Origin of the sequence: Spirillospora sp. CA-108201 (assembly GCF_050936235.1) — a bacterium.
Classification (GTDB): domain Bacteria; phylum Actinomycetota; class Actinomycetes; order Streptosporangiales; family Streptosporangiaceae; genus Spirillospora.
The window spans coordinates 7725580-7744904 of record NZ_JBNJNE010000001.1; the positions used below are offsets into that span (position 1 = coordinate 7725580).

26 protein-coding genes are annotated in these 19325 nt (G+C 71.5%); 18 read left to right on the forward strand and 8 right to left on the reverse strand.

Annotated elements, in window-relative coordinates:
• The first annotated feature begins 405 nt into the window (after positions 1–405).
• Entirely contained in the window at positions 406–1809 is a 1404-nt protein-coding gene (locus ACQEU6_RS37110; RefSeq protein ID WP_499338360.1) for an NAD-dependent malic enzyme, read from the forward strand.
• Between the two features lie 46 nt (positions 1810–1855).
• On the opposite strand, the gene ACQEU6_RS37115 is transcribed toward ACQEU6_RS37110, so the two are convergent.
• Positions 1856–2521, reverse strand: a complete 666-nt coding sequence (locus ACQEU6_RS37115) for a hypothetical protein (protein WP_499338361.1) — start codon at positions 2519–2521, stop codon at positions 1856–1858.
• A 161-nt stretch (positions 2522–2682) separates the two neighbouring features.
• Between ACQEU6_RS37115 and ACQEU6_RS37120 the strand changes: the two genes are divergently transcribed.
• From ACQEU6_RS37120 to ACQEU6_RS37135, 4 genes are all read left to right on the forward strand, one after another.
• Positions 2683–3258 (forward strand): YqgE/AlgH family protein, encoded by a 576-nt coding sequence (locus ACQEU6_RS37120; protein WP_499338363.1) that lies wholly within the window; start codon positions 2683–2685, stop codon positions 3256–3258.
• Between the two features lie 10 nt (positions 3259–3268).
• A complete protein-coding gene (locus ACQEU6_RS37125) occupies positions 3269–3532 on the forward strand; it encodes a DUF3039 domain-containing protein (RefSeq protein ID WP_089310307.1) in 264 nt (87 codons plus the stop codon).
• A gap of 207 nt (positions 3533–3739) precedes the next feature.
• Complete coding sequence (locus ACQEU6_RS37130) at positions 3740–4801, forward strand: zinc metalloprotease (RefSeq protein WP_499338365.1); 1062 nt, start codon at positions 3740–3742, stop codon at positions 4799–4801.
• A gap of 36 nt (positions 4802–4837) precedes the next feature.
• Entirely contained in the window at positions 4838–6580 is a 1743-nt protein-coding gene (locus ACQEU6_RS37135) for a DEAD/DEAH box helicase (RefSeq protein ID WP_499340482.1), read from the forward strand.
• Positions 6581–6584: 4 nt separating this feature from the next.
• On the opposite strand, the gene ACQEU6_RS37140 is transcribed toward ACQEU6_RS37135, so the two are convergent.
• Both ACQEU6_RS37140 and ACQEU6_RS37145 read right to left on the reverse strand, forming a co-directional pair.
• Complete coding sequence (locus tag ACQEU6_RS37140) at positions 6585–6950, reverse strand: hypothetical protein (RefSeq protein ID WP_499338367.1); 366 nt, start codon at positions 6948–6950, stop codon at positions 6585–6587.
• Entirely contained in the window at positions 6947–7381 is a 435-nt protein-coding gene (locus tag ACQEU6_RS37145) for an ATP-binding protein (protein WP_499338368.1), read from the reverse strand. The genes ACQEU6_RS37140 and ACQEU6_RS37145 overlap by 4 nt, the downstream gene beginning before the upstream one ends.
• A gap of 133 nt (positions 7382–7514) precedes the next feature.
• Between ACQEU6_RS37145 and ACQEU6_RS37150 the strand changes: the two genes are divergently transcribed.
• Together ACQEU6_RS37150 and ACQEU6_RS37155 are read left to right on the forward strand one after the other, a co-directional pair.
• Positions 7515–8327: a helix-turn-helix domain-containing protein gene (locus ACQEU6_RS37150; protein WP_499338370.1), complete on the forward strand. Its 813-nt coding sequence runs from the start codon at positions 7515–7517 to the stop codon at positions 8325–8327.
• A complete protein-coding gene (locus ACQEU6_RS37155) occupies positions 8318–8503 on the forward strand; it encodes a DUF397 domain-containing protein (RefSeq protein WP_499338371.1) in 186 nt (61 codons plus the stop codon). The genes ACQEU6_RS37150 and ACQEU6_RS37155 overlap by 10 nt, the downstream gene beginning before the upstream one ends.
• A 123-nt stretch (positions 8504–8626) precedes the next feature.
• On the opposite strand, the gene ACQEU6_RS37160 is transcribed toward ACQEU6_RS37155, so the two are convergent.
• Positions 8627–8794, reverse strand: coding sequence for a hypothetical protein (locus ACQEU6_RS37160; RefSeq protein WP_499338373.1), 168 nt, complete (start codon positions 8792–8794; stop codon positions 8627–8629).
• 1107 nt (positions 8795–9901) lie between these two features.
• Positions 9902–10123, reverse strand: coding sequence for a hypothetical protein (locus ACQEU6_RS37165; protein ID WP_499338374.1), 222 nt, complete (start codon positions 10121–10123; stop codon positions 9902–9904).
• A 3-nt stretch (positions 10124–10126) separates the two neighbouring features.
• On the opposite strand from ACQEU6_RS37165, the gene ACQEU6_RS37170 reads away from it, so the two are divergent.
• Together ACQEU6_RS37170 and ACQEU6_RS37175 are read left to right on the forward strand one after the other, a co-directional pair.
• Positions 10127–10546 (forward strand): ABATE domain-containing protein, encoded by a 420-nt coding sequence (locus ACQEU6_RS37170; protein WP_499338375.1) that lies wholly within the window; start codon positions 10127–10129, stop codon positions 10544–10546.
• A 100-nt stretch (positions 10547–10646) separates the two neighbouring features.
• The gene (locus ACQEU6_RS37175) at positions 10647–10961 is read left to right on the forward strand and encodes an FHA domain-containing protein (protein WP_499338376.1); all 315 of its coding nucleotides are present in this window, start codon (positions 10647–10649) and stop codon (positions 10959–10961) included.
• 211 nt (positions 10962–11172) lie between these two features.
• Here ACQEU6_RS37175 and ACQEU6_RS37180 read toward each other — a convergent pair whose 3' ends face one another.
• The 3 genes from ACQEU6_RS37180 to ACQEU6_RS37190 all read right to left on the reverse strand — a co-directional run bounded on the left by ACQEU6_RS37180 (position 11173) and on the right by ACQEU6_RS37190 (position 13731).
• The gene (locus tag ACQEU6_RS37180; protein ID WP_499338377.1) at positions 11173–11718 is read right to left on the reverse strand and encodes a gluconokinase; all 546 of its coding nucleotides are present in this window, start codon (positions 11716–11718) and stop codon (positions 11173–11175) included.
• A 2-nt stretch (positions 11719–11720) separates the two neighbouring features.
• Positions 11721–12302, reverse strand: a complete 582-nt coding sequence (locus tag ACQEU6_RS37185; protein ID WP_499338378.1) for an isochorismatase family protein — start codon at positions 12300–12302, stop codon at positions 11721–11723.
• Positions 12303–12378: 76 nt separating this feature from the next.
• The gene (locus tag ACQEU6_RS37190; RefSeq protein WP_499340483.1) at positions 12379–13731 is read right to left on the reverse strand and encodes a nicotinate phosphoribosyltransferase; all 1353 of its coding nucleotides are present in this window, start codon (positions 13729–13731) and stop codon (positions 12379–12381) included.
• Positions 13732–13858: 127 nt separating this feature from the next.
• On the opposite strand from ACQEU6_RS37190, the gene clpS reads away from it, so the two are divergent.
• The 9 genes from clpS to ACQEU6_RS37235 all read left to right on the forward strand — a co-directional run bounded on the left by clpS (position 13859) and on the right by ACQEU6_RS37235 (position 19324).
• Positions 13859–14155 carry an ATP-dependent Clp protease adapter ClpS gene (gene clpS, locus ACQEU6_RS37195; protein WP_138646758.1) on the forward strand — a complete coding sequence of 99 codons (297 nt, stop codon included), beginning with the start codon at positions 13859–13861 and terminating at the stop codon, positions 14153–14155.
• Positions 14156–14159: 4 nt separating this feature from the next.
• Positions 14160–14687, forward strand: coding sequence for a DUF2017 domain-containing protein (locus tag ACQEU6_RS37200; protein ID WP_499338379.1), 528 nt, complete (start codon positions 14160–14162; stop codon positions 14685–14687).
• Positions 14688–14708: 21 nt separating this feature from the next.
• Positions 14709–15122, forward strand: a complete 414-nt coding sequence (locus ACQEU6_RS37205) for a M67 family metallopeptidase (RefSeq protein ID WP_499338380.1) — start codon at positions 14709–14711, stop codon at positions 15120–15122.
• 73 nt (positions 15123–15195) lie between these two features.
• Complete coding sequence (locus ACQEU6_RS37210) at positions 15196–15318, forward strand: hypothetical protein (RefSeq protein ID WP_499338381.1); 123 nt, start codon at positions 15196–15198, stop codon at positions 15316–15318.
• 91 nt (positions 15319–15409) lie between these two features.
• Positions 15410–15682 (forward strand): MoaD/ThiS family protein, encoded by a 273-nt coding sequence (locus tag ACQEU6_RS37215; protein WP_089310034.1) that lies wholly within the window; start codon positions 15410–15412, stop codon positions 15680–15682.
• A 21-nt stretch (positions 15683–15703) separates the two neighbouring features.
• On the forward strand, positions 15704–16651 hold the full coding sequence (locus tag ACQEU6_RS37220) for a PLP-dependent cysteine synthase family protein (RefSeq protein ID WP_499338382.1): 948 nt from the start codon (positions 15704–15706) through the stop codon (positions 16649–16651).
• 110 nt (positions 16652–16761) lie between these two features.
• Positions 16762–17559: a thioesterase family protein gene (locus ACQEU6_RS37225; RefSeq protein ID WP_499338383.1), complete on the forward strand. Its 798-nt coding sequence runs from the start codon at positions 16762–16764 to the stop codon at positions 17557–17559.
• A gap of 146 nt (positions 17560–17705) precedes the next feature.
• Entirely contained in the window at positions 17706–18545 is an 840-nt protein-coding gene (gene murI, locus ACQEU6_RS37230) for a glutamate racemase (protein ID WP_499338384.1), read from the forward strand.
• Positions 18546–18574: 29 nt separating this feature from the next.
• The gene (locus ACQEU6_RS37235) at positions 18575–19324 is read left to right on the forward strand and encodes an MBL fold metallo-hydrolase (RefSeq protein WP_499338385.1); all 750 of its coding nucleotides are present in this window, start codon (positions 18575–18577) and stop codon (positions 19322–19324) included.
• The last annotated feature ends 1 nt before the right edge of the window (position 19325 follow it).

The window sequence follows — 19325 nt, forward strand, 5'->3', positions numbered from 1 at the left end:
ACCCGGGCCCGTCTCCTGGCGCGCGCCGGCGGACGGGCGTCAGCCGAAGGGTGGCGAGCTGGGGCGAGCGGGACACCTGACCGCGCTGGTGAGCGTATGCTCGTTGACTGATGACCGCGCCCGTGCGGCCGCGTGGAGCACTTCCACGGGTGAAGCACCTCCACGGGGCCCATCCGGCCGGTCCGCGGTTCCGCCGCCTCGTGATCGACACCGGCCCGTGCCCGGCACCGGCTCGTGATCGGCACCACGGGGGCGCCCGTGCCCGCGACCGTCGAGCCGATCGTCGTCGCGGTCCGGGCTCTGCGGGACGCGGTCCGGGACCGGGCGGCGGCCCCGGACGCACCGTCCCCCGCGGAGGGGCGCGCCCGAATGTGGACAAACCCGTATAAATAGGGAGCAGCTGTCGTGGCGAGCGTGCCAAGCGTGTCGTACTCCATCACCGTCCGGCTGGAGGTCCCGGCCGGCGGCCGGGCCGTCAGCCAGATCACCCACGTGGTCGAGAACGCCGGTGGCATCGTCACGGCCCTCGACGTCAACACCGCGGGCCACGAGACCCTGCGGATCGACGTCACGATCGCCACCCGCGACACCCAGCACGCCGAGGCGATCTCGGGCGCGCTGGAGCGGATCGACTCCGTCAAGATCCACAAGGTCAGCGACCGGACGTTCCTGATGCACCTCGGCGGCAAGATCGAGATGCAGTCGAAGGTGCCGCTGCGCAACCGCGACGAGCTGTCGATGGCCTACACCCCCGGCGTCGCCCGCGTCTCGCTGGCCATCGCCCGCAACCCCGAGGACGTCCGGCGGCTGACGATCAAACGCAACAGCGTCGCCGTCGTGACCGACGGCTCGGCGGTGCTCGGCCTCGGCAACATCGGCCCGGAGGCCGCGCTGCCGGTCATGGAGGGCAAGGCGGCGCTGTTCAAGCGGTTCGCCGGGATCGACGCGTGGCCGATCTGCCTCGACACCCAGGACACCGACGAGATCGTCCGGACGGTGCAGATCCTCGCGCCGGCGTTCGGCGGCATCAACCTGGAGGACATCTCCGCGCCGCGCTGCTTCGAGGTCGAGGCCCGGCTGCGCGAACTGCTCGACATCCCCGTCTTCCACGACGACCAGCACGGCACCGCGATCTGCGTGCTCGCCGCGCTGACCAACGCGCTGCGCGTCGTCGGCAAGGACATCGGCGCCGTGCGCATCGCGATGGCGGGCGCGGGCGCGGCCGGCAGCGCCATCCTGAAGCTGCTGATGCACGCGGGCGCCCGCAACCTCGTCGTCTGCGACTACGCCGGCGCCGTGCACAAGGGCCGCGAGGACCTGGACGACTCGCTGCGCTGGATCGCCGACCACACCAACGAGGGCGGCTACTCCGGCGACCTGCGCGGCGCGGTGAAGGACGCCGACGTCTTCATCGGCGTGTCCGCCCCCGGCATCCTGAACGGCGACGACATCGCCACGATGAACGACGACGCGATCGTGTTCGCGCTCGCCAACCCCGAGCCGGAGGTCTCGCCGGACGAGGCCCGCGAGCACGCCGCCGTGGTCGCCACCGGGCGCAGCGACTACCCGAACCAGATCAACAACGTGCTGGCGTTCCCCGGCGTCTTCCGCGGCCTCCTGGACGCCCAGGCCGACGGCGTCACCCTCGACATGCTCGCGGCCGCGGCCAAGGCCCTCGCCGAGGTCGTCACCCCGGACGAGCTCGGCCCGAACTACATCGTGCCGAGCGTCTTCCACCCGGAGGTCAGCACCCGCGTGGCCGGGGCCGTCCGCGAGGCCGCGGGCGGCCGCCCCCGCACCGAGGCCTAGAGGCCCGGCGGCGCGGGCGGGCCCGGGTGCGGGCCCGCCGCGGCGCTCAGCCGGACTTGCGGCCCGCGAACATGTGCTCGCGGCGGCGCGGCCAGGTGCCGCCCCACCAGAAGATGATCGCGCCGGTCAGGATGACGGCGACGCCGGTCGCGGCCCGCGCCCACAGCACGGTGTCGGGGCCGGTGTGCGGCAGCTTGCCGGGCGGTGTCTCGCGCGGCGCGGCGGCGCCCGCCTTCTTGCAGTTCGCCTTGGCGGCGGTGCTCTCGATCTGCCGGTTCGCCCAGCGGACGGTGATGCGGGTGCTGCGGTCCTCGCGCAGCTTCACCGCGACCGTCCGGGTGGTGCCCGGCCCGATCTTGCCGGGGACGGCGGCGGTGTCGTCGTTCTTCTCGACGGAGAAGTCCTCGGTCTGCGTCCCGGTGTTGCGGAGCCTCACGTTCACGGTGCGGTCCGGGCAGGAGACCGATCCGATCGTGGCCGTCACCGGCCGCGCGGGCGCGTGCGACGGCGTCCGGGACGGGGTGTGCGACGGCGTCCGGGTGGGCTTGCCCGAGGCGGACGGCGAACCGCCGGACGGGCTCGGGCTCGCGCTGGTGGATTCGGTGCTGGAGGTCGGAGACGCCGAACCGTCCGACCCCAGCAGGGCCGGGATCGCGATCAGCGCCCCGATCACGATGAACACGGCGGCGATGACGACCCTGGGCAACTGCATCGCTGGTCCTCCCGGCCCGCACCAAGCGGGTGGCCGATGATCCTAGATCATTCTTAACCCAGGACCTTGTGGTGCCGATATCCCCATCGATAGGAATGCGTAACAGGCTAACGAGCGAGGGGGCGTGCCGCCGGAGGTCCGGGCAACGCATCATGGGACCCATGGAAGACGGGATCAGGGTCGGGCTCCTGCTGGTGGCCACTCCGCAGCTGGAGGATCCGAACTTTCGGCGCAGCGTCGTGCTGCTGGTCGAGCACGACGGCGACGGGGGGACCCTCGGTGTCGTCCTCAACCGGCCGACCGAGGTTCCGGTGGACCGCGTGCTGCCGCCGTGGGCGGAACTGGTGACGGGCCCGGCCGTGGTCTTCCAGGGCGGGCCCGTCGCGCTGGAGAACGCGCTCGCCCTCGCCCGGCTCCCCGGCGAGGACGAGCCGCTCGGATGGCGCGCCCTGCACGGCGGCACCGAGGTCGCCAGGGTGGGCCTGGTCGACCTGGAGGCCCCGCCCGGCCTGCTCGCGGCGGAACTGCTGCAACTGCGCGTGTTCGCCGGATACGCGGGCTGGTCGCCCGGGCAGCTGCGCACCGAGGTCGAGGAAGGCTCGTGGTACCTGGTGCCCGCCGAGGCCGGCGACGTTTTCGCCGGCGATCCGGACCGGCTGTGGCAGAACGTGCTGCGCCGGCAGGGTGGCGACCTGGCCTTCGTCGCCACTTTCCCCGAGGACCCGACGCTGAACTAAGGTGAACGGTGTGAGTACGAAGATCCTTCCCGACGGCGACACCCAGAGCGATGTCAAGCCGGACCTCTCCCACGGTGACGGCGACCACGAGCGGTTCGCCCACTACGTGAAGAAGGCCAAGATCACCGAGAGCGCGGTGACCGGCACGCCGGTGATCGCGCTGTGCGGCAAGGTCTGGGTGCCGAACCGGGATCCGAAGAAGTACCCCGTCTGCCCGGAGTGCAAGGAGATCTACGAGTCCATGCAGTCGGGCGGGGGCAAGGGCGAGGAGTGACCGGCCGCTGAACGGCGGTCGAGGGCGCGGCGCCGGGTAGGCGTGCGCGCGTGAGGTCCTGCGGTCATGTGCCGCGGGACCTCGGCGTTTCCTGTCGCGGGACGCCCCGAAAGGGACGTCCCTGAACAATCGGGGGATTGAATGCGGCGCTTGGCCGGGGTTTCACTGTGCGCACTGGCGGTCACGGTGTGTGCTGTTCCGGGTTCGGTGAGTGAGGGGGACTGGGAGCGGACGAAGGTCGCTCCCGCCGCCCGCGGCGACGACTGCGTCCGCGGCCGCGCGGGCGGGACGGCCGCCGCCGGCGGGGCCGCACTCCGCGGGAGGGGCGCCTCGGGCGGGGCGGCGCGGTCGGCCCGGGCGCGCGACCGGGCCGACCTCGGCCACGAGCAGGCCGCCGCCATGCTCGCCGACCTCCGCCGCACGCTCCTCGACCGGTTCGGGACGTCCGACGAGGCCCTCCTCGACTCGCGCCTGCTCGGCGGGACGCTTCCGGGCCCGGCCCGCCGCGAGGCGGAGCGGCGCGCGACGGGGAGCCTCGTCGTGCCGGTGCGGTTCCACGTCGTCCACAGCGGGAGCTCCGGGCGGCTGTCCACGGCGGCGGTCCAGCGGCAGATCGCCACGCTGAACGCGGCCTACGGCGGGCGCCTCGGCGGCTCCGACACCCATGTGAGGTTCCGGCTCGACTCCCTGGACCGCACCGACAACTCGGCCTGGTTCCACAACCCGCAGCGCAACGAGGGCCCGATGAAGCGGCGCCTCCGCAAGGGCGGGCGCGGGACCCTCAACCTCTACACGGCGGCCGTCGGGTCGGACGTGCTGGGCTTCTCCACCTTCCCGCAGTGGTACCGGCGCGACCCGCGCCTGGACGGCGTCATCGTCGACTTCCGCAGCCTGCCGTACGGGTCGTACGCGCCGTTCAACCACGGGTTCACGGCCGTCCACGAGATCGGGCACTGGCTCGGCCTCATGCACACGTTCGAGGGCGGCTGCGTGTCGCCGGGCGACGGGGTGGCCGACACCCCGTACGAGGCGGAGCCGGCGCAGGGCTGCCCGCAGGGACGCGACTCGTGCCCGCAGCGGGGCCGCGATCCGATCCACAATTTCATGGACTACGCCCACGACTCCTGCATGCGGGGCTTCACCACAGGTCAGGGCCGCCGTGTCCGGGCGGCGTGGGCGGCGTACCGGTCCCGCAAGGCCGGCCGCCACCGTGTGGATCTCGGCACAGGTGCGCCGGCCGCGGCACGATCTGTCGGTGCGGCTCGGTAGCCTTCAATGACCGTGAGCACCTTCGCCGCATCGAGCATGCCCCCCGCCTTCCCCGAGCGGGCCGCCTGGGGGACCGCGTCCTCCCTGCGCGCCTGGCAGCAGCAGGCGCTGGAGGCGTACTTCGGCGTGGACGGAACGGCGCCCGGCCCTCGCGACTTCCTCACCGTCGCGACGCCGGGCGCCGGCAAGACGACGTTCGCGCTCCGGCTCGCCCGCGAGCTGATGGAGCGCCGCGTCGTCGCCTCGCTCACGATCGTGTGCCCGACCGAGCACCTCAAGCGGCAGTGGGCCGAGTCGGCGGCCCGCGTCGGCATCAGGATCGACCCGGAGTACCAGAACGGGCAGGGGCCCGTCGGCAAGGACTTCCACGGCGTCGCCGTCACGTACGCGACCGTCGCCGCGCGCCCGGCGCTGCACCGCAACCGCACCGAGGCGCGCAAGTCGCTGGTCATCTTCGACGAGGTGCACCACGCGGGCGACGGCCTGTCGTGGGGCGACGCCGTCCGGGAGGCGTTCGAGCCGGCGACGCGGCGGGTCGCCCTGTCCGGCACGCCGTTCCGCACCGACATCAACCCGATCCCGTTCGTCCAGTACGAGGAGGGGCCGGACGGCATCCGGCGCAGCCGGGCCGACTACACCTACGGTTACGGCCCCGCCCTCGCCGACGGCGTCGTCCGACCGGTGATCTTCCTGGCCTACGCGGGCGAGATGCGCTGGCGCACCCGCGCGGGCGACGAGATCACCGCGACCCTCGGCGAGCCGCTCACCCAGGACCAGACGTCCCAGGCGTGGCGGGCCGCGCTCGACCCCAAGGGCAACTGGATCACGCAGGTGCTGGCCGCGGCCGACCGCCGCCTCACCGAACTGCGCCGCGTCATCCCGGACGCGGGCGGCCTGGTCATCGCCACCGACCACGAGGCCGCCCGCGCCTACGCCAAGATGCTGCGCGCGGTCACCGGGCAGGGCGCCACGATCGTGCTGTCGGACGACCCGACCGCGTCCAAGAAGATCAAGGCGTTCGGCGAGACCGACGACCGCTGGATGGTCGCGGTCCGCATGGTGTCCGAGGGGGTCGACATCCCGCGCCTCTGCGTCGGCGTCTACGCCACCTCCACCAGCACGCCGCTGTTCTTCGCGCAGGCCATCGGCCGCTTCGTCCGCGCCCGCAAGCGCGGCGAGACCGCCTCGGTGTTCCTGCCGTCGGTGCCGACGCTGATGGGCCACGCCTCCGAGATGGAGGAGGAGCGCGACCACGTCCTCGACCGCCCCGTCAGCGAGGACGGCCTCGACGACGACCTGCTCGCCGAGGCCAACCGCGAGAAGGACACGCCCGACGTCGGCGAGGAGCTGCCGTTCGAGACGGTCGAGGCGTCCGCGACGTTCGACCGCGTGCTCTACGACGGCGGCGAGTTCGGCATGAACGCCGAGCCGGGCTCGGCCGAGGAGGAGGAGTTCCTCGGCATCCCCGGCCTGCTGGAGCCCGACCAGGTGTCGGCGCTGCTGCGCAAGCGGCAGGCCGAGCAGATCGCCAACGAGCGCCGGCGCAAGACCGGCGACCCCCGCGCCGACCGCACCGCCGCGGAGGACATCGCGGCCCTGCGCCGCGAGCTGAACGGCCTCGTCAACTCCTGGAACCACCGGACGGGCCAGCCGCAGGGAGTCATCCACAACGAGTTGCGCCGCGCCTGCGGCGGCCCGCCCGTCCCCCAGGCGAGCGCCGAGGAGATCCGCGGGCGCATAGCCAAGATCCGCGACTGGGCCGCCAAGCGCCGCCACTGACGCCTCACCCCCGCGCCGCGGCTGAGCCCGCCGCTGAGCCGGCGGCGCCGCGTGCGCTCAGGCGATCCCGGAGGACGTCGTCGAGGACGCCCGCAACGCGCTGAGGGCTGTCGCACGGGTACCGCATCGCCCCTGAGACCCGGTAGGCCCACCGTCCGCCGGCACGCTCCGCCGTGACGCTGACCGCGAGGCTTCCGGCGCCCTCGGGGAAGATCCACAGCACCGGCGGCGACTCCACGTAGACCTTGAGCTGGGACCAGCCGTGAGCGTGCGTCGCGGCGGCCAGGACGTCGAGGTGCCGTTCGGCGGTGGCATGCCAGAACCGGACACGCCACCACCCCATCACCAGCCGGCCGCGGGCCACTCTCACCCGTGAAGCCGAGCCCATGTCACCTTCCCGCCGCCGTCCAGTGCCCGGACGCCCCAGTCGGCGGCGAGCAGGGCGACCATGAGCAGCCCCCGCCCGGACTCCGCCGCGTCGTCCTCGCCCTGGAGAACCGGTGCCACATCGGACCTGTCCTCCACTTCCACCACGAAGTAGCCGTTTTCCAAGACGAGACGTACGGGAATGGCTTTGGTCTCGGTGTGCCTATAGGCGTTCGTGACTAATTCTGTGACGACGGTCCTCGCGATGTAGTCGTCGCCTAGGCGCCACTTAGCGAGAACGTCGGCGACCCAGGAGCGCGCCCGCTGCGGCGCATGTTCCGAGGATTCGAGCAGGACGGCTTCTGCGGCCGTTCCCGAATCGATCATAATTTCGACCTCCAGGAATTCGTTTTCGAAATCCAGTGGTCGAATCATCGCCCCTGTGTCACCCTGAGTAGCGTCAAGACCGCGATGAGTGCTCATAGTGTGCGCATTCGCAGGTCAACCGCCGCTCATGGCCGGTCGCCCCCGGTCATCTCCGGTCATCCGAGGCAAGGGAGGAACAGCGATGGGACAGCGTCCGAACGATCTGCGGCCCTGGGAGTCGCCGAACGCGCTTCTCGGCTCCGAACTACGTCGCTATCGAGAGGCGGCGGGCTTGAGCATCGCCGCCTTCTGCGAACTCATTCAGGAGAGCGCGCCCTACTCGAAGAGCACGGTCGGTTCCGTGGAACGCGGGGAGTCCCGCCCTGACCGGCTCCTCGCCGTCCACGCCGATCGCGTCCTCGACACCCGCGAGGCCCTCACCCACCTGTGGGACGGCCTGTACAAGGGAACCAACGCGGTCCCGGTCTGGTTCGCCGACTGGGCCATGCAGGAACCGAAGTTCGAAAGGATCCGGAGTTACGAGCCTTTGATCGTGCCCGGCCTGCTCCAAGTGCCCGCCTACGCCGCCACCATCCTCGACGACGAGGCGGCCCTTGAGGCACGCCTGGCGCGGCAGGGCATCCTGAGCGGGGACCGGACGCCGCCGCACCTCCTCTACGTGCTGGACGAGAGCGTGCTCTATCGCGACGCCGGTGGAGCCGAGGTGATGCGCGAACAACTCCAACGCCTCATCGCGGTCTCGTCGCGCCTCGTGCGCATCCAGATCATTCCGCTTCACCTTCACGAAGGCATCGGTGGCGCATTCGCCATCGGTACCCTCCCGGACGGAAGCGAGGTAGGGTACAAGGACAACCCGATCAACGGCGACACGACCACAGACCGTGCCGAACTCAATCGCCTCACCGGGTTGTTCGCTTCAATTCAGTCCGCCGCGTATCCCGTAGACCAGTCCCTCGAACTGATAGCTAAGGTGGCGCAGGAGAAATGGACTTGAGTTCAGTGGTTTGGCGCAAGGCGTCCCGCAGCTCCAACAACGGCGGCAACTGCGTCGAGCTCGCCCGCGTCGGCGACGCCGTGGCCGTCCGTGACAGCAAGGACCCCGACGGCCCCAAGCTTCTCATGACCCCCCAGGCCCTCCGTGACCTCAGCACGGCTATCGAGAACGCCTAGCTAGTAGGTCACGGCCACCAACGGCCGAAACGTGGCCGGGTCCGAGCGGCGCTTCCTGCCGCCCCGTCCGGTAAGCGAGGTGGCCGGGCCCTCATCGAGAGGGCCCGGCCGGGTGCGACACGATCAGTGGCTCGGTCGCTCTTGAGTGGTCTGGCTGGAGCAGGGGGCATCCTGCGGTGTGCTGGAACCCCGCCCCTTGTCTTCGTGAAGTGCGGCAACCGCGAGCAACAGCCCGACGATCAGCGCTGCGATGACCTGGTTGCGGGTGAGTTTGAAGCCTTGTTGTGCCATTGCTGCACTCCGGTCTCTCGTTTGCGCGTGGACTGCGGGGACGACCCCCGCACCTTGGACCGTCCACGGGCGCGAACCGATAGCAAGAGCGCAGATCAATGGCCGCATGTCCCGGACCGAACTCGCGCGCCGCCGACCGTCACATGCGAGCAAAGATCAAGGAAGCCGGACGCACATGCATCAGCGAACGCACGACTGCCTTTACGTGGATCCTCGCGGCCGCGTAAAGGCAGTCAGGCCGGCTATTTGAACGAGGTGTAGCGGCCGTGGGGCGCGGTCAGCACGAAGCTCTTGTGCTTCCCGGTCTTGCAGTTGCTCCGCGTGTAGTACGTGTTCCCGTAGATCCGGCGCATCTCGAAGCCGCGGGTGACGACCAGCGTCGTCTTCGGCGGGACGGTGGTCTCATCGCTCTGCGTGGTGGTGATGCTCTCCGACTTCTCGAGACCGCCGCCGACCGAATCCAGGGAATAGGCGCCCTAGGGCCCTAGGCGGCACCGATGGGGACCTCAAGGGTGACGACCGAAGCGCACGATCCACACAAAAAGTTCGTGACTGCAAGGACCCGGATGGTCCCAAGCTCCTCATCACCCCCCGGGCCGGGAGCGTCCCCGCTTCCCTGAGCCCTCGAATCAGAAGAAAAACGAGGGCCTGGCTGCGCCAGGCCCTCGTGGGTGGTGCGAAGAGGCGCGAGCCTTCTCACATGTGACCGCCCTTTAGACGATCCTGTTGCCCCTACGAGTACGACCACTCACACGAAGAGGCCCTGGAGGTCTGCCTCAAGGGCATCCTCTGGTGGGAGTACACCTCCGCGAGGAAGGCGCGTCCAAACCCCTCTCACGCCGAGGTGATCGAAGAACTGCTGGCCTCCGCCGACCGCGGGGACCTGGACGACTGACGGAGCCACATCCCGGCTCTGTCGCGACCCACCCACCGTCTTCGAGGCGGAGGGGGCCTTCAACGATCGCGCGGGCCCCAGGCCCGCGCGATGAACCGCACAGGAACACGGCCGGCCTGCCCCTCATCGGGCGGGCCGGTTCTCTTTCTTGGCAGCTTGCCGCTGCTCGTGGGCACCGCCGCCTTTGGTCCTCGTGTTCGCGCGCTCGGCGGTCAGGACGGCTGGACCTGGTCGAAGAGGGCGACCGCTTCGGCGGGGTCCGGGCTCACCAGGCGTTCCAGGCCGGCTGTGGTGATCTTCGCCCACGTGCCGGCGCGTGCCCACATCCGTTCCTCGAAGGCGCGGACGGCCTTGTCCAGATCTCCTGGGCCGGCGGCGACGGTCTCGGCGCCCTCCAGCATCGCGAGGTTCGCGCCCGCTCCCAGCGGGGGCATCAGATGGGCGGCGTCGCCCAGGAGCGGCCCAGCCGTCGCACGGGTACCGCATCGCCTCTGAGACGCGGTCTCGTCGACCGGCCGGCGGTGAACGGCCTCGCCGTGGACTCCTGCACCACCGCCCAGCTCGGCCTCGCCCGGGAGTTGAGGGAGTCGATCCACCTCGCCGCGACGGCGGGCGCGCTCCAGGACGCTATCCCCGCGTCCGCTGTCCAGGTCATCAATGACCGCGGCGTCGAGGGGCGGGCCGCCGTGATCCTGACGCCCGAGGGCACGCCGCGGTGGCGAATCGGTTCGGCTTCCCGCGTGGAGGACGCCGCAACTGGCCGCGATGCCGCCGACCTACGGTCGTACATCCGCTGTCGTCGGTCATCGGACTCAGGGAGCCTGCGTGATCGGTTCACGTGGCCCGCTCGACTCTGAACAGGGCGGCCCGCTGCAGATCGCACTTGCCATCGCTGATCATTTCAGGACTGTAGAGCCGCAAGGAAGCACAAAGAAGACGCAGTTGGGAGATACGACCATGAGCAATCTCGCCCACATGACCCGGACGCCCGAGGGCCCCATCGCCACGGTCTGGACCGTCGGCCGCGACGAGTCATGCACCGTCCGCCCCGTTGCCGGCAGTGTCAGCCGGAAGCACGCGGAGGTGAGCTACACCGCCGCCGCCGGCTGGTCCGTGAAAGACCTCGGGTCCACGAACGGCACTGTGGTCGAGCCCAAGGAAGGCGACCCTTGGAAGCTTGCCCCCGGGCAGCAGTATCCCATCGGGGAAGACGACACGCTCTTCTTCGGCCCCGACGTCAGCCTCCACCCCCGGAGCCTCCGGTGGCCGTGAGGTCCGACATGTGGCAGACGTCTCCGCGTCAGCCACCCCCACCCGGTGCTCTCCGCCTCGCAAAAAGGCAGGAGAGCACTCGTGTTTACGGTCACTTTCAGGTCGTCCGCCACCGGACGCCGAGACCGCCTTCGCGACCGGCCTGGGCTGGGTCCTCGACGCGGTGGCCGCCAAACTCGCCCGGCCGTAGCGGCTTCCCTGCCCAAGGCCGTCAGGGGGAGGCGGTGTCCAGGGCCAGCGTCTTGAGGATGTGGGTGACGGTTTCCTCGGGGGTGCCCGTGATGGGGGCGGTGACGATGTTCTCGTCGGGGGCAGGGGTTTCGAGGTCGGCGAACTGTGAGTCGAGCAGGCCGGCCTTGAAGAAGTGGCCCTTGCGGGAGCGCATGCGGGCGGCGATCGTGTCGCGGTCGCCGTCCAGGAGGACCAGGCGGACGCCCGCGTGACCGTCGAGCAGCATGTCGCGGTACCGGCGTTTCAGGGCGGAGCAGGTGACGACGCCGGGGCGGCCGGTGGCGAGGCGGTCGGCGATCCACGCGGCGATGGAGCGCAGCCAGGGGAGGCGGTCCTCGTCGGTGAGGGGGCGGCCCGCGCGCATCTTGGCGACGTTGGCCTCGGAGTGGAACGCGTCGGCCTCGGCGTACTCCCAGCCGAGGCGCTCGGCGAGGAGCGCGCCGATGGTCGTCTTGCCGCTGCCGGACACTCCGGCGACGAGGATGACCGTGGGCTCCGCGACGTTCGGGGGCGTGTCCGGGGGCATGGTCAGGCGGTCACCACCGGGGCGCCGGACAGGACGACGCCCTCCTGCCCGAGCTCGTCCAGCGCCCGGTCGACGGTGGCCTTGCCGACCCCGGCCGTGAGGTCGAGCAGGACGGTGGTGCGCAGGCCCGCGCGGACGGCGTCCACGGCGGTGGCCCGGACGCAGTGGTCGGTGGCGATGCCGACGACGTCGACGGAGTCGACGCCGCGGTCGGCGAACCAGTCGGCCAGCGGGGTCTCGTCGTCGGAGAACCCCTCGAAGCCGCTGTAGGCGGCGGTCTCGCGGCCCTTGCTGAACACGGCCTCGATGGGGGCGAGGGAGAGGTTGGGGTGGAAGTCGGCGCCGGGGGTGCCGATCACGCAGTGCGGCGGCCAGGTCTCGGCGAAGTCGGGATCGGCGGAGAAGTGGCCGCCCGGATCGAGGTGGAAGTCGCGCGTCGCCACGATGCGCGCGTACTCGGACCGGTGCGCGGCCACGTACTCGGAGATCGCGGTCGCCACCGCGGCGCCCCCGCCGACGGCCAGCGAACCCCCCTCGCAGAAATCGTTCTGCACGTCCACGATGATCAGCGCTTTCGTGCCCATGACCGCTCCCTCTGCCGGTTGCCCCACCGGATCTGCCACGACCGTACCCCAGCGTCGTTCCCGCACGCGGGACGGCTCAACGGCGTGGCCCGCCGTTGACGAACTCGGTCGGGACGGCCGGCTCTCCCTTGGAGAGGCGGCGCGCCGTCGGGGGCAGCTCGGCGACCGAGCGCGCGTGGCGGTCCCGCGCCTCGCGGAGCGGCTCGCGTCCGACGACTTCGCCGTCCCGCACCAGCGGCACCTGGAGGACGCGGTCGTGGGGGCCGGGCGCCGGCTCGGTGGTGAACACGGTCTCGGCGTAGGCGACGCCGTGCCCGTCGACGCGGCGGACGGCGGTCTTGCGGCCGCCGCGGCTCGGCTTGCCCGCCGAGCGCTTGGCGACCGGGCGCATGGGCGCGTCCTCCTGCGGGCCGTCCGCCCGCGCGACGAGCTTGTACACGAGCGACGCCGTGGGGGCGCCGGAACCGGTCACCAGGGACGTCCCCACGCCGTACCCGTCCACGGGCGCCGCGCCGAGCGCCGCGATGCCGTACTCGTCCAGGTCGCCGGTGACCACGATGCGCGTGCCGTGCGCGCCGAGGGAGTCGAGCTGCTCGCGGACGCGCCGCGCCATCACGCCGAGGTCGCCGCTGTCGATCCGGACGGCGCCGAGGCCGGGCCCCGCCAGCTCCACCGCCGTCCGGACGGCCCGTTCGACGTCGTAGGTGTCGACCAGCAGCGTGGTGCCCTCGCCCAGGGCGGCGAGCTGCGCCTCGAACGCGTGCCGCTCGCTGTCGTGCAGGAGGGTGAAGGAGTGCGCGCTCGTCCCGGCGGTCGGGACGCCGTACAGCCGGCCCGCCTCCAGGTTGGACGTGGTGGTGAACCCGGCGATGTAGGCGGCGCGGGCGGCGGCCACGGCGGCGCGCTCGTGGGTGCGGCGCGACCCCATCTCGATGATCGGGCGCTCCTGGGCGGCCTGCGCCATCCGGGACGCGGCGGACGCGATCGCGCAGTCGTGGTTGAGGACCGACAGCGCGAGGGTCTCCAGCAGGACCGCCTCGCCGAACGTGCCCTCGATCATCAGGATCGGCGACTCGGGGAAGTAGCACTCGCCCTCGGGGTAGCCCCAGACGTTCCCGGTGAAGCGGTACTTCTCCAGCCAGCGCACCGTGGGCTCGTCCACGATGCCGTTCTCTGCGAGGAACTCCAGCTCGGCGTCGCCGAACCGGAACGCCTCGATGGCGTCCAGGAGCCGCCCGGTGCCCGCGACGACCCCGTACCGGCGCCCGGCGGGCAGACTCCGCGCGAACACCTCGAAGACCGCGCGGCGGCCGTCCGTCCCGCTGCGCAGGGCGGCCTGCAGCATGGTCAGCTCGTACTGGTCGGTCAGCAGCGCGGTGCCGTCGCCAAGGTCCACAAGTGGAACTTTAGGGCCGGGTGCGGGCACCATGGTGACGCGGGCCGTCACACGCGGCGGGGAAGCGCCGCATAGCATCGGATGCGGCGGGCGGCCGCGTCCTCCAGGGCGGCGCCGCGCGCGCGAGTTCAGAGAGGGGGAGGCCCGGCCAATGAGCGCCATGAGCACGGCGCCCGCACCGGTGGAGCTGGAGCGGCCGGACGCGGCGGAGGACGTGAGCGCCGACCGGCCCTGGCTGGCGATCGTCTGGAACGACCCGATCAACCTGATGTCGTACGTCACGTACGTGTTCCAGGCCGTCTTCGCCTATCCCAAGGCGAAGGCCGAGAAGCTGATGCTCGATGTGCACCACAAGGGCCGCGCGGTGGTGGCCAACGGCACCCGCGAGGAGATGGAGCGGGACGTGGAGATCCTGCACTCCTATGGCCTGTGGGCGACAGTGAAACGGGACGACTGAGCCGATGAGCCATGTGAGGAAGAGACGCGACGGCTTCCGGGTGCGGCTGGAGCCGGAGGAGACCGCGCTGCTGCGCGCCCTCATGGAGCAGATGCTCTCCCTGCTCGGCGAGGAGGCCGGCGAGGACGGCGAGCTGGCGTCCCTCGGCATCGCCGAGAACGCCACGAAGTCGGACGACCCGGTCCTGGCGCGGCTGTTCCCGGACGCCTACCGCGACGACGGCGAGGCCGCCGGGGAGTTCCGCCGCTACACCGAGCTGGGCCTGCGCGACGGCAAGCGCGAGGCGGCCCGGACGGTGCTCGGGGCGCTGGGCGAGAAGGGCACCGAGGCCGTCCTCGACGAGAAGCAGGCGCAGCAGTGGCTGCGGGCGCTGAACGACGTCCGGCTGGCGCTCGGCACCCGGCTGGAGATCACCGAGGACTGGTACGAGGAGGCGGGCGGCCTGGACCCGCGCGACCCGCGCGCCCCCATGTTCGCCGCCTACGACTGGCTGACGATGCTGCAGGACGGTCTCGTCCGCGCCCTGGAGTAGGCGCCGCCTAAGCTTGCGGCCATGCTGACGATTGAACGGGCCCTGGTCGACCAGATCATCGCGCACGCGCGCGCGGACCACCCGGACGAGGCCTGCGGCATCATCGCGGGACCGGTCGGCTCGGACCGGCCCGTCCGGTTCGTCGCGATGGTCAACGCCGAGCGCTCCCCGACGTTCTACCGGTTCGACTCCCAGGAGCAGTTGAAGGTGTGGCGGGAGATGGACGACCGGGACGAGGAGCCCGTGGTGATCTACCACTCCCACACCGCGACCGAGGCCTACCCCTCGCGCACCGACGTCTCGTACGCGTCCGAGCCGAACGCGCACTACGTCCTCGTCTCGACCCGCGAGGAGGGCGAGACCGAGTTCCGCTCGTTCCGGATCGTGGACGGCGAGGTCACCGAGGAGGAGGTCGCCGTCGTCGACGGGCCCTGACGGCGGGACGCGCGGCGCGGGAGGTCCGGAGGCGGCCGGGATCGGCGGCTCCGCGGCCGGTAAACTGGCCGACATGCGGACGAGCGGGCATGGGACGGGCGGCGCCGGGCGCCGTGCCGGGGCCCCAGCGGTGCCGCCCGTGCAGAGCTTCCTGTTCGGGCACTCGCGCGCCGAGGTCGTCTACGACTGTCGCTGACGCGCTGATCACGCCTGGAATCATCCCGCCGCCCGCCCGGTTCCACCACCAGGGGCGGGCAGTCCCGTACGACGTTAAGGAGATCATCGCGATGGCGATCGAGGTCCGGATCCCGACGATCCTGCGCAACCTCACCGACGGCGCCAAGGCCGTCGAGGGCAAGGGCGGCACGCTCGACGAGCTGTTCGCCGACCTGGACACCCGGCACGCCGGCCTGCGCGCCCGGCTCGTGGACGACAAGGGCCTGCGCAAGTTCGTCAACGTCTACCTGAACGACGAGGACGTCCGCTTCCTCGGCGGGCTGGAGACGGAGGTCGCCGACGGCGACAGCGTCACGATCCTCCCGGCCGTCGCCGGCGGCTGAGCCGGTCGGGACGAGCGCCACATGCGATTCGACTCACTGCTGGACTCGCTCGGCGGCACCCCGCTGGTCGGGCTGCCGCGGCTGTCGCCGAGCGAGGACGTGCGGCTCTGGGCCAAGCTGGAGGACCGCAACCCCACCGGCTCGGTGAAGGACCGCCCCGCCTTCCACATGATCGAGAAGGCGGAGAAGGAGGGGCTGCTGACGCCCGGCTGCACGATCCTGGAGCCGACGTCCGGCAACACCGGCATCTCGCTGGCCATGGTCGCCAAGCTGCGCGGCTACTCGATGGTGTGCGTGATGCCCGAGAACACCTCCGCCGAGCGCCGCCAGCTCCTGGAGATGTGGGGCGCGCGGATCATCTCCTCCCCGGCGGCGGGCGGCTCGAACGAGGCCGTGCGGGTGGCCAAGGGCCTGGCGAGGGAGAACCCCGACTGGGTGATGCTGTACCAGTACGGCAACGAGGCCAACGCGCTCGCGCACTACGAGACGACCGGCCCGGAGATCCTCGCCGACCTGCCGTCGGTGACGCACTTCGTCGCCGGGCTCGGGACGACGGGCACGCTGATGGGCGTCGGCCGCTTCCTGCGGGAGCGGGTGCCGGACATCAGGATCGTCGCGGCGGAGCCGCGGTACGGGGAGCTGGTGTACGGGCTGCGCAACATCGACGAGGGCTTCATCCCCGAGCTGTACGACGACTCCGTCCTGACGACCCGGTTCTCCGTCGGGTCGCTGGACGCGCTGCGCCGCACCCGCGAGCTGCTGGAGCAGGAGGGCATCTTCGCGGGCATCTCGACCGGCGGGGCGCTGCACGCGGCGATCGGGATGGCGAACAAGGCGGTGAAGGCCGGCGAGCGCGCCGACATCGTGTTCATCGTCGCCGACGGCGGCTGGAAGTACCTGTCGACCGGCGCGTACGGCGGCACCCTGGAGGAGGCCGAAGCCCGGCTCGAAGGCCAGCTCTGGGCCTGACCGGGCGGCCGGCGGCCGGCGGTCGGGGTAGTGTGCGTATGCTACTCGAACGTGATTCTAGAACCGTCCCGGCGGGCATCCGCCGGGACGGTCGGACCGGGAGAGTGCGGATGAGCGGGTTCGGGGACTCGACGGCGGTGAAGCCGGTCGGCGAAGGCCGGTACGAGGCCGTCCTGGACGAGGGCTACGGCATCGCCCAGGCGCTGAACGGCGGATACCTCATGGCCGTGCTCGCCCGCGCCGCCGTGGACGCCTCGCCGCACGAGCACCCGGTCTCGACCGCGGCGAACTTCCACCGCGTCGCCAAGGCCGGCCCCGTCGAGATCGTCGTCGACTCCCGCAAGGTGGGCCGCACGGCCGCCTCGTACCTCGTCACCCTCCTCCAGGACGGCCGTCCCGCCGTGGACGCGCTGATCACCACCGGCACCCTCGACCCGTCCGCCGAGCCCGACTTCGCCACCGGGCCGCCCGCCGGGCTGCCGCCGCTGGAGGAGTGCTCGGGGTTCCGGCCGCCCGCCGCGACCGGCGGCGGCTTCGCCGACCAGGTCGACATGCGCTTCGACCGGACGACCATGGGCTGGCTGGACGGGCGGCCGAGCGGCCGCCCGGACATCCGCGCCTGGTTCCGGCACGCCTGCGGCCAGGAGCCCGACGGCTACTCCCTGGCCCTCGCCGTGGACGCGCTGCCGCCCGTGGCGCTGAACCTCGGCGCGCAGGGCTGGGCCCCGACCGTCGAGCTGACCTGGCACATGCGGGCCGTCCCGGCGCCGGGCTGGCTCGCCGTGCACGGCACCGGGCGGCTCCTCACCGGCGGCTGGTTCGACGAGGAGGTCGAGGTGTGGGACTCCGCCGGCCGCCTCGTCGCGCAGAGCCGGCAGATCGCCCGAGTCCCCCTCGCCCGCTCCTAGCCGGGGCGGCGCACCGGCGTTTCGCGCCGGCGAACGACCGGATCACGCGCCGGCGGCGTGAGCTGGACGGTTTTCCGGTGCGTGACGGTGTGATGTCCAACGCATGACGCACCTGGGCGGGGCCACGTCGCTTAGCCTTGTGCACCATGTCAGATCCATCCCGGGGGGACGGCCTCCGAGACGCGCCCATCGGGATCTTCGACAGCGGGTTCGGGGGCCTCACGGTGGCCCGCGCCATCCTCGACCAGCTGCCGAACGAGCCGGTCGTCTACCTCGGCGACTCGGCCCGCCAGCCGTACGGCCCGCGCCCGATCGCGCAGGTCCGGGCGTTCGCGCTGGAGATGCTGGACGAGCTGGTCGGCGAGGGCGTGAAGATGCTGGTGATCGCCTGCAACAGCGCCAGCTCGGCGATGCTGCGCGACGCCCGCGAACGCTACGACGTCCCGGTCGTGGAGGTCATCAACCCCGCGACCCGGCGCGCCGCCCGTGCCACGTCCAACGGGCGGGTGGGCCTGATCGCGACCGAGGCCACGGTGAACAGCCGCGCCTACGAGGACGCGTTCGCCGCGGCGCCGCACATCGAGCTGGTCGGCGTCGCCTGCCCGCGCTTCGTCGACTTCGTCGAGGCGGGCGTGACGATGGGCGACGAGCTGCTCGACGCCGCCCGCGGCTACCTGCGGCCGATCGTGGACGCGGACTGCGACACCCTGATCCTCGGATGCACGCACTACCCCCTTCTGGCGGGCGTCATCTCGTATGTGGTCGGGGACGGGGTCACACTGGTCTCAAGCGCCGACGAGACCGCCAAGGACGTGTACCGAGTGCTGCACGATCGGGGACTGGCCCGCGCCGAGGCGACGCCCCGGCCGCGGCACCGGTTCCGCGCCACCGGTGACCCCGCCGTGTTCGCCGAGCTCGGCCGCCGCTTCCTCGGACCGGAGATCGGTCCGGTGGAGAGCACGTTGAGCAAGGCTTTGACGACCTGATTCCTCGGGACTCCAGAGGAGGAGTGAGCGTGCGGGTCACTGTGATCGGCTGTTCCGGCAGTTTCCCAGGGCCGGACAGCCCCGCGTCCAGCTATCTGATCGAGGCGGACGGCTTCTCCATGCTCCTCGACATCGGCAACGGTGCGATCGGAAGCCTCCAGCGCTTCCACGGCCTGCTGGACATCGACGCCATCTGCATCTCGCACCTGCATCCGGACCACTGCCTCGACCTCACGGTCTACTGGATCGCGCGGACGTACTGCCCGGGCGGCCCGGCGCCGCGCATCCCGGTGTACGGCCCCCGCGACACCGCGGACCACATGATCAAGGCGTACGAGCTGGAACCGAACCCGGAGATGACCGACACCTTCGACTTCCGCCTGCTGGAGCCGGGGCCGACGAGCATCGGCCCGTTCAGGGTGACCACCGCGCTGATGAACCATCCCGTCGAGGCGTACGGCCTGCGGATCGAGCACGAGGGCAGCGCGATGACCTACTCCGGCGACACCGGCCACAGCGACGACCTGGTGCGGCTGGCCCGCGGCTCCGACCTGTTCCTGTGCGAGGCCGGGTTCGCCGACCGGCCGGACCTGCCGCCGGACATGCACCTGACGGGACGGGAGGCGGGCGAGCACGCCGAGCGGGCGGAGGTCGGCCGGCTGGTCCTGACGCACCTGCTGCCCTGGAACGACGCGTCCCAGACGCTCTCCGAGGCGAAGTCCAGCGGTTTCCGCGGCCCGATCGAACTGGCCGAGGTCGGCGCCGTCTACGACTTCTGAC

Coding starts and splice junctions, on each gene's coding strand:
- murI (WP_499338384.1), top strand. CDS start 17,706: ATGTCAGATCCATCCCGGGGGGACGGCCTCCGAGACGCGCCCATCGGG.
- ACQEU6_RS37170 (WP_499338375.1), top strand. CDS start 10,127: ATGGGCGGCGTCGCCCAGGAGCGGCCCAGCCGTCGCACGGGTACCGCA.
- ACQEU6_RS37135 (WP_499340482.1), top strand. CDS start 4,838: ATGCCCCCCGCCTTCCCCGAGCGGGCCGCCTGGGGGACCGCGTCCTCC.
- ACQEU6_RS37205 (WP_499338380.1), top strand. CDS start 14,709: ATGCTGACGATTGAACGGGCCCTGGTCGACCAGATCATCGCGCACGCG.
- ACQEU6_RS37150 (WP_499338370.1), top strand. CDS start 7,515: ATGGGACAGCGTCCGAACGATCTGCGGCCCTGGGAGTCGCCGAACGCG.
- ACQEU6_RS37120 (WP_499338363.1), top strand. CDS start 2,683: ATGGAAGACGGGATCAGGGTCGGGCTCCTGCTGGTGGCCACTCCGCAG.
- ACQEU6_RS37175 (WP_499338376.1), top strand. CDS start 10,647: ATGAGCAATCTCGCCCACATGACCCGGACGCCCGAGGGCCCCATCGCC.
- ACQEU6_RS37225 (WP_499338383.1), top strand. CDS start 16,762: ATGAGCGGGTTCGGGGACTCGACGGCGGTGAAGCCGGTCGGCGAAGGC.
- ACQEU6_RS37220 (WP_499338382.1), top strand. CDS start 15,704: ATGCGATTCGACTCACTGCTGGACTCGCTCGGCGGCACCCCGCTGGTC.
- ACQEU6_RS37180 (WP_499338377.1), bottom strand. CDS start 11,718: ATGCCCCCGGACACGCCCCCGAACGTCGCGGAGCCCACGGTCATCCTC.
- ACQEU6_RS37115 (WP_499338361.1), bottom strand. CDS start 2,521: ATGCAGTTGCCCAGGGTCGTCATCGCCGCCGTGTTCATCGTGATCGGG.
- ACQEU6_RS37210 (WP_499338381.1), top strand. CDS start 15,196: ATGCGGACGAGCGGGCATGGGACGGGCGGCGCCGGGCGCCGTGCCGGG.
- ACQEU6_RS37160 (WP_499338373.1), bottom strand. CDS start 8,794: ATGGCACAACAAGGCTTCAAACTCACCCGCAACCAGGTCATCGCAGCG.
- ACQEU6_RS37155 (WP_499338371.1), top strand. CDS start 8,318: ATGGACTTGAGTTCAGTGGTTTGGCGCAAGGCGTCCCGCAGCTCCAAC.
- clpS (WP_138646758.1), top strand. CDS start 13,859: ATGAGCACGGCGCCCGCACCGGTGGAGCTGGAGCGGCCGGACGCGGCG.
- ACQEU6_RS37190 (WP_499340483.1), bottom strand. CDS start 13,731: ATGGTGCCCGCACCCGGCCCTAAAGTTCCACTTGTGGACCTTGGCGAC.
- ACQEU6_RS37215 (WP_089310034.1), top strand. CDS start 15,410: ATGGCGATCGAGGTCCGGATCCCGACGATCCTGCGCAACCTCACCGAC.
- ACQEU6_RS37185 (WP_499338378.1), bottom strand. CDS start 12,302: ATGGGCACGAAAGCGCTGATCATCGTGGACGTGCAGAACGATTTCTGC.
- ACQEU6_RS37165 (WP_499338374.1), bottom strand. CDS start 10,123: ATGCCCCCGCTGGGAGCGGGCGCGAACCTCGCGATGCTGGAGGGCGCC.
- ACQEU6_RS37145 (WP_499338368.1), bottom strand. CDS start 7,381: ATGATTCGACCACTGGATTTCGAAAACGAATTCCTGGAGGTCGAAATT.
- ACQEU6_RS37200 (WP_499338379.1), top strand. CDS start 14,160: ATGAGCCATGTGAGGAAGAGACGCGACGGCTTCCGGGTGCGGCTGGAG.